Below are 12,520 nucleotides of genomic sequence, written 5' to 3'. Positions count from 1 at the left end.
TTGTGTTATTGTAATATCTATTCCTGTTCAAAGGTTTCCGCCAAAAGCTTCCCGAGCGTCTGTGAAAAATATTCGAGATGCGGAATAATCTTGGCGTAATCCATGCGAACCGGTCCGATCACACCGATCGCCCCCGAGTTCTGTTCCCCGATCTTGTAGTGCGTCACCACGACAGAGGTGTCGGCCAGTTCGCTTTTCGAATTCTCCTTGCCGATGCTGATGAATACCGCGTCGTCGCGCGAGGCGAGCACCCCGAGCAGATCGCTGCGGCTGTTCATCGTCAAAAGCAGCTCGCGTGCGATGTCGCCAAACTCCTTGTAGCCAAGCAGGTTCGCACCGCCCGACGTATAAAACTGCCCTTCGCTGATCTCGCGGCAGAGCTCGTAAATCGTGGCGAGCACCGGGACAAACGGCGCAGAATATTCGCCGAGCGTGACGGCGATCGAGTTGACATAATACTGCGAAATCTCGCTCACCGGCTTGCCGACAAGGCGTCCGTTCGCAAACTGGTTTAAAAACCCGACCAGCTCGTTTGTCAGCCTGAAATCCACACGGCAGACCTTATTTTTGATCACGCCGTTTGTCGCGATGACCAGCACGACGACGGTACGCGCCCCCGCCGGCACGATTTCAATCCGCTTGACCTGGACCGTGCGCGGCGTGATCGTTGTAGAGACGGTCGCACAATTTGTATAATCGGCCAGCGCCTCGGCCGCGTCCTCGAGCAGTTTATCAGGATCGGGGTCGCGCACATTAAACAGCGCGTCGATCTCGCGGCGTTCCTCATTGGAAAGCGGCTGGCAGCGCATGAGCTGATCGACATAAATGCGGTATCCCAGGTGCGAAGGCACCCGGCCCGCGGATGTGTGCGGCTGTTCGAGCAGGCCCATCTCAAAAAGGGCCGCCATATCGTTGCGGATCGTGGCCGACGAAACCTGCAATCCAAGCTTTTCAGTCAGCATCTTCGAGCTGACCGGCTCGCCAGTCTCGATATATATTTCAACGATAGCCGTCAGGATCTTTAATTTCCTGATATCGAGCTTCAACGATCTCACCCCGCTTGTTTTAGCACTCATCCTTTTTGATTGCTAACAATTCTAATGTACCACATTTTCCAGAGATGTCAAGCAAATTCACGAAATGTTTACAGTTTTTTATCACTCAATTATATCGATTGCTAATGTTACTCAATATGCACAATTAACAAAAATTTTATTATACATATTGACATTTGCCGGAAAATGTAGTTTAATAAGGGTGTAAAAAGAGGAAGCTATACAGACACTTCAATAAGGAGGTCATCATTATGATTATCAAAAATGTCATGCTCCATTCGGCCGAGGATCTTCGCCAGTTTATGTATCAGGCTATGCAGTCGTCTGAAGATATCGGCGTGCACACAGCAGATGGTAAAATCGCGGACGCCAAATCGATTCTGGGCCTGATGGCGCTCGATTATACAAAGCCGGTCAAGGTCGTCACTGAGGATTCCACCTTTATTAAACACATCAATCAATGGATCGTTAACGACCCGGAATAAGCAAACAAACAACAGGGCGTCGGGACTCCGACGCCCTGTTCACATTTTAGACATATCTACGACATGATTCGTACATGTTTCTCAGGTAAAATAATTATGAATATAATAAGGATGCGTCTGCCCTTTGGCCGACCAAAAGAAAAGGAGGACCCACCATGAAGCGTGTCCTTTCATTGTTGCTTGCCTGCGTTCTGCTGGCAGGCTGTATCTCAGCGGTGGTGCTCGCGGAAGGCGAGGCCAGCCCAGCCGCTGACAGCGGCGTCGTTATTGCTGTTTCAATCACAGGCAGCGGCGAAATCGCTCTGACCGACGATCGCACTGGCGACGTTCCATATCCTGTCGTTGACGGTCGGGCAGTTGTCCCAGCAAACACCCCGCTCCGCCTCAATGCCATCGCCGACGAAGGCCACCAGTTTGTAAGCCTTTCCGCCAAGGGGGAGTTGGTGCAGCAGCCGCTGCCGTACATGATCACCTTCCAGCCTTCTGACATGGATAAAACCATCTCGCTTGTTTTTGAGCCGCTCCAGCACTCCGTCACATACAACGCGCCCGTTAACGGCACGCTGTCCGTCACGAACGGCGGCCAGCCCGTCGCAAGCGGCGCGAAGCTCGATTGGGGTACGGAGCTGTCCGTCACGGCAACGCCCAACGACGGCTATGTGCTCGATACGCTGACGGCCGGCGGTACGCCAATTGCCAGCGGCGCGCCGTACACCCTCAAGGGCGACATTCTTTTTGCGGCTGCTTTTAAGGCCGCTGACAGCGTGCCGGTTGAAATCCCTGACACGCAGCCGGCCGACGGTAAGCTTACGATTTACTACAATGGCCAGCCATTGACGGCCGATACGACGCTGCCTGTTGGAGCGCAGCTCGAATTCCGGATCGTGCCCAATGACGGCAAGGAGCTTGTAACGCTCGCCGTCAACGGCGAAACCATCTATGACCTCAACAGCCCGGCCCGCGCTGCCGCCTATACCGGTGATATGATCACTGTTTCCTATACCGTCAAGGAAGCGGTCAAAAGTATTGCAGCCACCTTCCAGGCGGCTGCAAAGCGCGACATTACCGTCACGCTTCCTACACTTGCGGCTGAACAGGGAACGCTGACTGTGCGCAACCTGACGCAGAACAAGATCGTCGCCGCCGGAACCGGCACCGTTCAGACAGGCGACCGGCTGCAATTTGAGTTAACTCCGAAAAGCGGTTATCAGATCACCGCTTTCGATGTGACCGGCGTCAGCGAAGCCATGCCCGCCCTGCCGAATCCCGGACGCGCGCTGGCATTTACCGCCGCCGTCAAAAGCGATGCGACAGCTTTGACGGTCGCGGCCTCGTTTGGCGCCTATGCGCCGAACGGCGACAAGGGCAGCGTCGCCATGCCGACCGGCGTTTTTGACGATGACGGCGACACGCTCGAGGATAAGGACGGCGACGCTTTCGATATCGATTCCATCGCGGGCGACGGGCGTATTACGCTCGACGGCGTGCGTCCGAACCGTACTTTCTACATCCAGCTTGGAGACGACAGCTTTGATCCGGCAACAGTTCTTGACGATGGTTGCACAGCGACCGCAAGTCAGTTGGCTAACGACAGCCTGTTCCGGATTTCAGTCGACAAGGATGGAGACGGCAAATCTCTGATCCGTTCCATCACACAAGTCAGTGAAAAACGCCTGGGTGGCTCGTCCACACGCGGCAGTTATCTCAAGGTCGTGCTCAAGGATTCGACCTCAACCAATGAAAAGAAAGCGACTGCGTCCGTCACCTTTAAGGCGCGCAACACGCTGAAAACCGCTGACGGCGACGAGGGCGACTGGCATTCCGGCGATTCTGCAACGCTTGATATCACCATGTGGATTGCCAACGCCAAGACCTCCGGCTCTGATCATAATATCAATACAGGCGATAACGTCTACCTCGATCCCGACGACAACGACTGGAACGTCTATGTATGGGGCAACGACCGTGCGGCGCTTGAATTTTATGCCTCTGACGACGCCGACAGCTTCTATGCGCGTCTGTCCACAAAGGCCAACGTCGATATCTACAGCGAATATGGTGATCCAGTGGATGCGAACCTCTGGTTCTACGACTTTGTCGGCCATCCTGAAGTTCCCTCCTCCTCCCGTGCATATCTGACGCTCGGTATCCCGTGGGATAAGGATGATGATTACACCCCCAATCCCAATAACTGCTATATCTATGAGGTCGATTCGCGCGGCAATCTGACCGATATCACAAACAGCTTCTCCTACAGCCGCAGCGAGCGGGAAATTCCGGGATGGACCACCAGGACCCGTACGCTCGGCACATATATTGTTTCAGACACGGAATTGGATTTAGAGCAGGATTATGATATTGATCTTGACAATAATGCCTCAGACCCCTATGAGGAGCAGATCAAGGTCAATCCTTCGACCGGCGGCGATTATACGCCGCCCGTCACACAGACAATCCTGCCGCCCACGGCCAGCGGCTCAAGCGAGACTTCCTCAGCCACAGAGCCTGCCGGGAGCGAACCGGCGGAATCCTCCGAGCCTGAGCGTGAGACCGCACAGACCGGACAGCTTGACGTGACCAAACCAACGGTTCCCGAGGTCACGCAGCCTGTCTCCAACCAGCGCCGTTCGTTCCCATTGTTTGGCGTATTAGCGGCGGCGGTTATCCTGGCGTGCGCGGGTGGAGCCGCTTATCTTGTCTATCTGAAAATGCATGATATTTGATCGTTCTCTTTGAAATTGGCCTTTAAGAAAACGCCGGCCTTTGGACCGGCGTTTTCTTTCTCCTTTTTTAGGGGCTGTTTAAAAAATCAAAATACCCATCTTTTTCTACAAACAGCGGCGGACGCCGCGTTAAAAAGCCTCGGAATCCAAAAGGATTCCTGCGCTTTTTGCCTTGCGTTCTCCTGCTGTTTGCGAACAATCCGGCAATTCCTCTATTTTCAAACAAGCCCTAAGGGAAAAGTGGTTTCTATGAAATAATTCCCGCTTTTTTTGCCACTGTGTTTATAAGACCTGTGATAACCTCTTATTGGAAATTGGACAGGCTCTACGGGGCTGGGCAAGCCCTCTATTGAGGAGGAAGTTATTATGAAAAAGGCGATCGCATTTTCAATGGCCGTACTCATTTGCGCCGGATTATGCATCCCAGGCGCAGCAGCCGCGCCAACCTATCCAAATGCTCCGGTTTACGGAGATGAGAAGGCGCAGAAAACACGGATTGAGGAAAACCCGCTTGAACCCGATTTGCTCGACGCAATCAACACATTTTCCTATACCTGTTCCCCGGAAATTTTATATGGCCAGGCAGGTAATACAATCTACAGTCCGACCGCCTTGTATATGTCGCTTTCGCTTGCAGCGGCTGGTGCACGCGGCGATACACGCCAGGAGCTTTTGGAAGCGCTTGGTATGAAAAATAAGACTATTTCCTATCTTTCCAAGCAAAACGGTAATTTGTTCCGCCGGCTTTATACAAATAACGGCATCGGCGTTTTTCGGATCGCAAGCTCCTTTTGGCTGCATGATAACGCAATCTTCCGCAGTGACTTCAACGATGCCGCAGCTTCCCAGTTCTATACAGAGACAATGAATGTGGAATTTGCACGCCTGTCGGTTGCACGGCAGATCTCCGAATGGATCGCCAAAAACTCCAGCGGCAACGTCATTCCTCCAGTCAAAATCGTAGCTTCACAGCAGCTTTCCATCATCAATGTCCCTTATTTTGAAGACGAATGGCTCTACGCCTTTGACCCCGCCAATACGGCGGTTGGTCCCTTTGCCCTTGCCAATGGCAATACGGCGATCGGCAGCTTTATGAATGGTACGCTCGCTTCTGCGGAGGTCTACAAGGCGGAGGGCAAATTTACGCGTCTGCGTGTTCCGCTAAAGAGCGGCGGCAGTATGGTGCTCATTCTCCCGGATGAAGGCGTTGGCGTCGATCAGCTTCTGACCTCGCCTGAAACAACGACCGCTCTGTTTGTGCCAGGCGGTGAAAATCAACAGGTCACATTGTCGCTTCCTAAATTTTCTTTTTCCTCAGATCTCACCCTTGACAATGCGCTTAAATCCATGGGTATTCTCACTCCATTTTCTGAGCACGCTGATTTTTCCGCTATGATCTCCGGCGGCAAAACGGCGCTCACCGATGTGCGCCAACAGTGCGCCATCAGCATTGGGGAATATGGTATTGGAATAAATTCCAATACCGAGGTGAAAACAAATATACGGCCAGCCAGCAAGACAACCGAGCTTACTTTTGACCGTCCCTTTTTATTCGCCATTACAAGCGATTCGTCTATTGAACGGGCAATCCCTCTTTTGATCGGCGTAGTTGCCAAGCCGTCCGTCACATAAACCTTTTCCCTGCCGGCTGCCCCGCTGTTCGCGGCGCAGCCGCTTAAAGTTTTTTGCCAGGCTTTTTCAAAAAAGCCTGGCGTAAAGGAAGTGTTCCAATCACATGCAGATCATTATGTCCGGGCTGGATTACAATCTAGCGCCCATCGAGTTGCGTGAGCTGCTCTCCTTCACCAAAGCCCAGGTGGAGGCGTTGACAGAGCGGATTCGCCGTGATATCAAGGGCGTTCTCGGTTGTGTTCTTGTCTCCACCTGCAACCGCACGGAGCTTTACCTCTCCTGCACTTCGGACAGCACTCTGTATCCCGATCAGATTTTATGTCATGCCGTAAAACTTAGTCACACCTCATTTGCCGGAGCATTCGTGACCAGACGGGACAGCGACGCCGTCCGCCACCTGATGGAGGTAGCCGGCGGCCTGAAATCTCAAATTTGGGGCGAGGATCAAATTCTTTCCCAGGTCAAATCGGCTATTGCCATTGCCCGTAAAGCCGGTGCGGCGGACCCTGTTCTGGAAACACTGTTTCGCAACGCTGTAGCGGCCGGAAAGGCAATCAAGACGCGGGTGCATCTCACCGATGTCGCTGTTTCCGCCGCCGGACAGGCTGTCCAGGTCCTCAAGCGCGACCTCGGCGGCCTGCATGGGCGCAGCGCGCTGGTCATTGGAAACGGGGAAATGGGACGGCTGGCCGCCTCCCTGCTTCGTGCGGAGGGTTGCCGGGTCACTGTAACGCTGCGCACCTATCGTCATGGAATGACCGTCATTCCGGCTGGCTGTGCCGCCACACCCTATGACGACCGTTTTGCTGCCATGGAAAACGTGGATATTCTTTTGTCCGCCACTGTAAGCCCTCATTATACCGTTACAGCAGAGCAGATCAGCATGTTGTCATCAAAACCCGCCTATGTGGTCGACCTGGCAATGCCCCGTGATGTGGATCCATGCGTCAGTGATCTCCCCGGCATCAAGCTTTACAATGTGGATACTTTGGGCGCGAAACAACACCGGGGACAAATTCCACAGGAAGCGCTCGATATTCTGGACGATTATATGAACCGCTTCTATGACTGGAACAACTACCGCAGATGTCTGCCAGCGATTGAAGCTTTAAAGGAAGCCATCACGCAGCGTCTGCTCACGTATCCGGAGCTCGGGGATGAGCTGGAATGCAACGAACTGGTGGAGCTTGCCGTCGGCCGGACGGTCGAACTGATCACCGGAGGACTTAAGGAATTGATCAATCCACAGGAGCTGGAGCGGTGCGTCAAAAAAATCAACACACATACCGCAGCCAGGGGCCGGGAGAAGGAGAACGCCAATGACACAGAACACGCCTCATTTCCCGCTGTTTGTTGATCTGACCGGCAAACGGTGCGTGGTCGTCGGCGGCGGACCCGTCGCCGCCCGGCGGGCAGATATTCTTGCACGTTTCGGAGCGGTGATCACGGTGGTTTCTCCTGTTTGGGGCGGCAGCGCCGGAAACATCCAGTGGCTCCGGCGTCCATACGTCCCCGGCGATCTTGATGGCGCATATCTCGCTGTGGCGGCTACTGACAACCGTGATGTGAACCGCCAGGTAGGCCGTGACGCCAGGGCTCTTGGAATCCCTGTCACCGTGGCTGACTGCCGGGATGAATGTACCTTTTTCTTTCCGGCAGTCTGCGAGGGTGGCGGAGCAGTGGCTGGGGTCGTTTCACTGGAAGGAAACGATCATCAGCGGGCTGCTGAAGCGGCCCGGGCAATCCGTACGGCATTGGAGGGGTTGGATTGAAGTATTTGAAGGTTGGCAGCCGGGAAAGCCGGCTTGCCGTCATCCAAGCGGAACTGGCCATGGACGCAGTCCGGGAGTGGGACCCTGCAATTGATCTCGAGCTTGTTACGATGAAAACAACCGGCGACAAAATTCTGGACCGCACCCTGGACAAGATCGGTGGAAAAGGGCTGTTCGTCAAGGAGCTTGACGCCGCTTTATTAAACGGAACAGTTGACTTCACAGTTCATAGCTGTAAGGATTTGCCCATGGATCTCGACCCGCGCCTTCCGTTGGCTGGTTTTTCAAAACGGGCCGATCCGCGGGATGCGCTTGTCTTGCCCAAGGGCATTTGTGAGCTGGACCCGGCCAAGCCCATCGGCTGCGCAAGCGCCCGCAGGGCTGTTCAGCTCAAAAAGCTTTTCCCCGGTCAGTCTGTCGCCCCCGTGCGCGGCAACGTTCAGACGCGCCTTCAAAAGCTGGATGACGGACAGTATGCCGCGCTTGTTCTCGCTGCGGCGGGGCTTGTCCGTCTGGGGCTTGAAAGCCGGATTGCCCGCTATTTTTCCACGGATGAGATGCTCCCTGCCGCTGGCCAGGGCATATTGGCTGTACAGGCGCGCGCCGGCGAAAACACCTCTTATCTGTCGGCCTTCTTCGATCAGGACAGCGCCGACTGCGCCTTGGCGGAACGCGCGTTCGTGCGGCGGCTCGACGGCGGATGCTCCTCGCCAACAGCGGCCTATGCCACTGTACAGGGTGAGACGCTCACCCTGCGCGGCATGGACGTCACCGCCAAAGGCGCGCCGGTGTTCGATACGATTCTTGGGCCGCGCAGCCAAGGCGAAGCTCTGGGAATCGAGCTTGCAAAACGGATCTTACAAAAACGGACGGAGGATGCTTAAACCATGGTTGGAAAAGTGACGCTTGTCGGCTCCGGACCTGGCGATCCCGGCCTGCTGACCATCAAAGGCCGGGAGGCGCTGGAGACAGCCGATGTGGTGGTATTCGACCGTCTGGTAAGCCCCGCTGTTCTGGCATTGATTCCGGAGCGGGCTGAACGGATCAACGTGGGCAAACAGGCCAACCATCACCCCGTGCCGCAGGATCAGATCAATCAAATTCTGCTTGACAAGGCGCTGGAAGGCAAGCAAGTGGTGCGCCTCAAGGGCGGGGATCCCTTTCTGTTCGGCCGCGGCGGCGAGGAATTGGAGCTGCTGGCCGCGCGAGGCGTTGCCTTTGAAGAGGTGCCCGGCGTCACCTCCGCCATCGCGGCGCCAGCCTACGGCGGTATCCCCGTGACGCATCGGGATTTCACCTCCTCGCTGCATATCATCACCGGGCACGCCCGCGCCGGCAAGCCGCTCGAGATCGACTTTGAGGCGCTTGTCCGCACCAAAGGAACCCTTGTATTTTTGATGGGAGTTCACAGCCTGCCGGATATCTGCAACGGCCTGTTGGCAGCCGGGATGGCTCCCGATACCCCCGCCGCCATCGTGGAACGGGGTACCCTGCCTGATCAGAGGCGTCTGAACGCCACTGTGGAAACGCTGCCCCGTATGGCGGCGGAAAATGGTGTGGCCAGTCCCGCTGTCAGCATCGTCGGGCCGGTCTGTTCGCTCGCGGGGCGGTTCGATTGGTTTGATTCTCTGCCGCTCAAGGGCCGCCGGATCGTTGTCACGCGTCCCCGGGAGCGCTCTGGGACCTTGGCCGCACGGCTTCGAAGCCTGGGCGCCGATGTGTTCGAATACCCCTGTATCCGTACCGTCCCCCTCGTTCCCTGCCCCGAAATGGAAGCGGCGGCGGCCCGGCTTGCGGACTATGAATATCTGGTTTTCACCAGCCCCGTGGGCGTCGACTGCCTTTGGAATATGCTGGAGCGTCAGGGGCTGGACGCCCGCGCGCTCGGCGGCGTAAAGTTGGCCGCCATTGGAACGGGGACAGATCGTGAGCTGCGTAAGCACGGCCTGCGGGCGGATTATATCCCCGCAGTCTACGACGCCGCCCATCTGGGCGCGGGTCTTGCTGAAATCTGTGCCGGCCGGGTCCTCATCCTTCGGGCGGAGCTTGGTTCCCCGGCCTTGACAGAGGCGCTCGATCGCGGTAAGATTTCTTATGACGATATCCACTGCTACACCACGGTTTATGAAAGCGAATATGCCGCCAGTCTGAAGACTCTGATTCAGTCCAGGAAGCTCGATCTTGTTACCTTCACCAGCGCATCCACAGTGAAGGGGTTCGCTGCTTCGGTAGGGGATCTGGATTTTTCCCACATCACCGGCGTTTGTATTGGCGGGCAGACCGCTGCCGAGGCCAAACGCCACGGCATTCCGGCCATTGTGGCCCAAAGAGCCGACATTGACGCGTTGGTGGACGCCATCCTCCATGTATAAGAACCTGTACTCACAGCCGGAGATGCTGTTCAACGACTGTGAATACAGGTTCTAAAAGCGGCGGGCGCGCCAAAAAGCTGCGCCCGCCTTTTTTGAAAGGATCTGATTGTTATGGACCTGATCAACCGCCCCCGCCGTCTGCGGCAAAACGATGCAGTCCGCCGCATGTGCCGGGAAACACGCCTGTCGCCTGACAGCCTGATCTATCCTGTTTTTGTGGATGAAACCCTCAGCGGCAAACGTCCCATCCCCGCTCTGGATGGCCAGTTTCACTATGGGCTAGACGCTGTCGATGAGGCGGTAAAGTCCTGTATTGACGCCGGCGTAGGCCGGTGTATCCTCTTCGGACTGCCGGCCAAAAAAGACGCGCAGGGTTCCTCCGCCTGGGATAGCAAGGGTGTTGTACAGGAGGCTATCCGCGCCATCAAGGCCAAATATCCCGGTTTCTATGTGATTACAGACGTATGTATGTGCGAATATACAGACCACGGCCACTGCGGTATTCTTTGCGGTCATGACGTGGACAACGACAAAACCCTGAAGGTCCTTTCCAAAACAGCTCTGTCGCATACCGAAGCAGGGGCCGATATGGTCGCCCCTTCCGATATGATGGACGGCCGTATCGCCGCCATCCGGACCACTCTTGATGCGCACGGCTTTTCGAATGTCCCTATCATGGCCTATTCAGCCAAATATGCTTCCGCTTTTTATGGCCCCTTCCGCGAGGCGGCCGGTTCGGCTCCTGCGTTCGGGGACCGCAAGGGCTACCAGATGGACCCTCATAACCGCAGGGAGGCCATCAAGGAATGTGCGCTCGATGCGGCGGAGGGTGCGGACATCCTGATGGTAAAACCCGCGCTCAGCTATCTCGATGTGATCCGGGAATGCTCGGACGCCTTTGATCTGCCCATGTGCGCTTACTCCGTCTCCGGCGAATACGCTATGATCAAGGCCGCCGGCGCTGCCGGACTGATCGACGAATACCGGATTATGTGTGAAAGCGCGCTTTCCGTTTACAGGGCCGGAGCCGATATGCTGATCACCTACTTTGCCAAAGAGCTTGCGCAGGCCATACGAAGGGGGGATATCGGCTGATGCTGCGTTCAGAAAAACTGTTTGACCGCGCCCAAAAGGTTCTGCCCGGAGGCGTCAATTCTCCAGTCCGCGCTTTCCGGGCCGTTGATCTCTGCCCTCGTTTCATTGAACGGGCTGACGGGCCTTATATCTATGACGCGGACGGCAGGCAGTATATCGATTATGTCTGTTCCTGGGGTCCCATGCTGCTTGGGCACAATCATCCCGCCATCCGCACAGCAGTGGAACAGGCGGTACAGCGCGGCCTTTCCTTCGGCGCGCCAACCGAGGCGGAGGTCGAAATGGCTGAACTCATGGTGGATATGGTCCCCAATATTGAGATGGTCCGTATGGTCAATTCCGGCACGGAGGCGGTCATGTCCGCTATCCGGCTGGCACGCGGGGCCACAGGCCGGGATAAGCTTATTAAATTTGAAGGCTGTTACCATGGGCACAGCGACTGCCTGCTGGTAAACGCCGGTTCCTCCGCCCTGGCCGGGGGACATCCGTCCTCCGCCGGCGTGCCCGAGGACATCGTCAAGCACACCCTCACCGCACAGTTTAACCGTCTGGATACAGTGGAAGCCCTCTTTGACGAGTGGCCGGGGCAGATCGCCTGTGTCATCCTGGAGCCTGTCGCGGCCAACATGGGCGTCGTCACGCCGGCTCCCGACTTTTTGGAGGGGCTGCGCGCCCTTTGCGATCGGTATGGCGCGCTGCTTGTCTTTGACGAGGTCATCACCGGATTTCGTCTGGCACCTGGCGGCGCGCAGGAATACTTCGGCGTTAAGGCCGATCTTGTCACTTTTGGCAAGATCATCGGCGGCGGGATGCCTGTGGGCGCTTATTGCGGCAGCCGTGCCCTGATGGAACAGGTGGCGCCCTGCGGGCCTGTCTATCAGGCTGGAACGCTGTCCGGGAACCCGGTAGCTATGGCGGCGGGCCTGGCGCAGCTTCGGTATATCCGCTCCCATCCGGAGCTTTACGCCGCAATTGAACATAACACAAAAATGCTTGCAGCCGGAATGCGCGAGGCGGCGGCAGCGCATGAAACCAATGTAAGCATCAACCAGATCGGCTCCCTGATCGCGCCGTTCTTCACACCGAACAGCGTGACCACCTTTGTGGATGCCAAGGGCAGCGATGTGAACAGATACGCCCGTTACTTCCGGGGAATGCTTGAGCGCGGCGTCTATCTTGCGCCCGCCCAGTTTGAAGCGATGTTTATTTCCACCGCACACACAAAAGAGGATTTACAAAAAACACTGGAGTCCGTGGACGCGGTCTTTGCCGCGCTGTAAGCGGGATTTCTGACGATGTGCAAAGAGAGCCGTTTTTTGTAGGAGACGGCTCTCTTTTTTGCTGTGCGAATGCACAGCAAAACGGCATTCGGCCGTTCCATCTTTC

The 12,520-nt window shown here is 56.1% G+C and carries 10 protein-coding genes; 9 read left to right on the top strand and 1 reads right to left on the bottom strand.

Annotated elements, in window-relative coordinates; genetic code table 11:
- Window positions 1–17: 17 nt before the first annotated feature.
- Window positions 18–1,046, bottom strand: coding sequence for a heat-inducible transcriptional repressor HrcA (gene hrcA, locus FMM72_RS12155; RefSeq protein WP_162221588.1), 1,029 nt, complete (start codon window positions 1,044–1,046; stop codon window positions 18–20).
- 260 nt (window positions 1,047–1,306) lie between these two features.
- On the opposite strand from hrcA, the gene FMM72_RS12150 reads away from it, so the two are divergent.
- The 9 genes from FMM72_RS12150 to hemL all read left to right on the top strand — a co-directional run bounded on the left by FMM72_RS12150 (window position 1,307) and on the right by hemL (window position 12,414).
- Window positions 1,307–1,540: an HPr family phosphocarrier protein gene (locus FMM72_RS12150; protein ID WP_160209003.1), complete on the top strand. Its 234-nt coding sequence runs from the start codon at window positions 1,307–1,309 to the stop codon at window positions 1,538–1,540.
- 155 nt (window positions 1,541–1,695) lie between these two features.
- Window positions 1,696–4,263, top strand: coding sequence for an InlB B-repeat-containing protein (locus tag FMM72_RS12145; RefSeq protein ID WP_162221587.1), 2,568 nt, complete (start codon window positions 1,696–1,698; stop codon window positions 4,261–4,263).
- Between the two features lie 366 nt (window positions 4,264–4,629).
- Window positions 4,630–5,895: a serpin family protein gene (locus tag FMM72_RS12140; RefSeq protein ID WP_162221586.1), complete on the top strand. Its 1,266-nt coding sequence runs from the start codon at window positions 4,630–4,632 to the stop codon at window positions 5,893–5,895.
- A 103-nt stretch (window positions 5,896–5,998) separates the two neighbouring features.
- On the top strand, window positions 5,999–7,252 hold the full coding sequence (gene hemA / locus FMM72_RS12135) for a glutamyl-tRNA reductase (RefSeq protein WP_160209000.1): 1,254 nt from the start codon (window positions 5,999–6,001) through the stop codon (window positions 7,250–7,252).
- Complete coding sequence (locus tag FMM72_RS12130; protein ID WP_160208999.1) at window positions 7,215–7,667, top strand: precorrin-2 dehydrogenase/sirohydrochlorin ferrochelatase family protein; 453 nt, start codon at window positions 7,215–7,217, stop codon at window positions 7,665–7,667. The genes hemA and FMM72_RS12130 overlap by 38 nt, the downstream gene beginning before the upstream one ends.
- Window positions 7,664–8,551, top strand: coding sequence for a hydroxymethylbilane synthase (hemC, locus tag FMM72_RS12125; protein ID WP_162221585.1), 888 nt, complete (start codon window positions 7,664–7,666; stop codon window positions 8,549–8,551). The genes FMM72_RS12130 and hemC overlap by 4 nt, the downstream gene beginning before the upstream one ends.
- 3 nt (window positions 8,552–8,554) lie before the next feature.
- Window positions 8,555–10,039, top strand: coding sequence for a uroporphyrinogen-III C-methyltransferase (gene cobA, locus FMM72_RS12120; protein ID WP_162221584.1), 1,485 nt, complete (start codon window positions 8,555–8,557; stop codon window positions 10,037–10,039).
- A gap of 111 nt (window positions 10,040–10,150) precedes the next feature.
- A complete protein-coding gene (gene hemB / locus FMM72_RS12115) occupies window positions 10,151–11,134 on the top strand; it encodes a porphobilinogen synthase (RefSeq protein ID WP_162221583.1) in 984 nt (327 codons plus the stop codon).
- Complete coding sequence (gene hemL / locus FMM72_RS12110) at window positions 11,134–12,414, top strand: glutamate-1-semialdehyde 2,1-aminomutase (RefSeq protein ID WP_162221582.1); 1,281 nt, start codon at window positions 11,134–11,136, stop codon at window positions 12,412–12,414. Before hemB ends, hemL begins: the two co-directional genes overlap by 1 nt.
- Window positions 12,415–12,520 lie beyond the last annotated feature (106 nt).

It is taken from the genome of Anaerotruncus colihominis (genome assembly GCF_010206195.1).
Classification (GTDB): Bacteria; Bacillota; Clostridia; order Oscillospirales; family Ruminococcaceae; genus Anaerotruncus; species Anaerotruncus colihominis_A.
This window is presented reverse-complemented; position numbering and strand designations above follow the sequence as displayed.

What these genes read in the sequence shown, in the direction of transcription:
- FMM72_RS12150 (WP_160209003.1), top strand. Translation starts at nt 1,307, where the DNA reads ATGATTATCAAAAATGTCATGCTCCATTCGGCCGAGGATCTTCGCCAG.
- FMM72_RS12145 (WP_162221587.1), top strand. Translation starts at nt 1,696, where the DNA reads ATGAAGCGTGTCCTTTCATTGTTGCTTGCCTGCGTTCTGCTGGCAGGC.
- FMM72_RS12140 (WP_162221586.1), top strand. Translation starts at nt 4,630, where the DNA reads ATGAAAAAGGCGATCGCATTTTCAATGGCCGTACTCATTTGCGCCGGA.
- hemA (WP_160209000.1), top strand. Translation starts at nt 5,999, where the DNA reads ATGCAGATCATTATGTCCGGGCTGGATTACAATCTAGCGCCCATCGAG.
- FMM72_RS12130 (WP_160208999.1), top strand. Translation starts at nt 7,215, where the DNA reads ATGACACAGAACACGCCTCATTTCCCGCTGTTTGTTGATCTGACCGGC.
- cobA (WP_162221584.1), top strand. Translation starts at nt 8,555, where the DNA reads ATGGTTGGAAAAGTGACGCTTGTCGGCTCCGGACCTGGCGATCCCGGC.
- hemB (WP_162221583.1), top strand. Translation starts at nt 10,151, where the DNA reads ATGGACCTGATCAACCGCCCCCGCCGTCTGCGGCAAAACGATGCAGTC.
- hemL (WP_162221582.1), top strand. Translation starts at nt 11,134, where the DNA reads ATGCTGCGTTCAGAAAAACTGTTTGACCGCGCCCAAAAGGTTCTGCCC.